Genomic DNA, 665 nt, shown 5'->3' with positions numbered 1-665 from the left:
GCCGACAGGCGCTTTGACATGTACCCACGCCATGCCGAAAGCCGCATTCGCGAAGCGCTGACCGACACGCGCGTCGTCGCGATCGCAGGACCGCGTCAGTCGGGCAAGACCACGTTGGCGCGCAAGATCGCCGGGGAGACGCATAGCTACCTGACGCTCGATGATCCAGCCGTGCTCGCGGCGGCGACAAGCGATCCGTCAGGTTTGATCCGGCGGCTTGATCGAGCCGTCATCGACGAGATTCAACGCGCGCCCAACCTGACTCTGGCCATCAAGCAGGCCGTGGATGAGGACCAACGACCCGGGCGCTTTCTGATCACGGGCTCGGCCGACATCCTGGCGATGCCCAAGGCGGCAGAGTCCCTGGCCGGGCGCATCGAGATCGTAACGCTGCTGCCGTTGAGTCGGTCGGAAATCGCAGGCCGTCCGCCATCCTCATTCATCGCGCAGGCGCTCGCCGGCAATATCGTCGATGCCTCTCATGACACGGCAGGTTTGCCCGAGCTTGTTCTTGCCGGGGGCTATCCGGAAGCCATCGCTCGCTCGAGCGAGCGGCGGCGACGCGATTGGCACCGCGCCTATCTGCGGTCGGTGATGGAACGGGATGCGCGCGAGATATCCTCGGCCGAGCGGCTCGACCGCCTTCCCGACCTTTTCGGGCTGCT

General features: G+C 65.6%; 1 protein-coding gene. It reads left to right on the top strand.

Features of this window, described 5'->3' with window-relative positions; translation table 11 throughout:
* Positions 1-114: 114 nt before the first annotated feature.
* On the top strand, positions 115-665 hold a 551-nt coding region (locus tag AE618_RS21525), incomplete at its 3' end, for an ATP-binding protein (RefSeq protein WP_248310971.1).

Origin of the sequence: Allobosea vaviloviae (assembly GCF_001298265.1) — a bacterium.
GTDB classification, from domain to species: Bacteria; Pseudomonadota; Alphaproteobacteria; order Rhizobiales; family Beijerinckiaceae; genus Allobosea; species Allobosea vaviloviae_B.
Note: the sequence above shows the minus strand (reverse complement) of the source record. Positions and strands in the feature narration are given on the sequence as shown.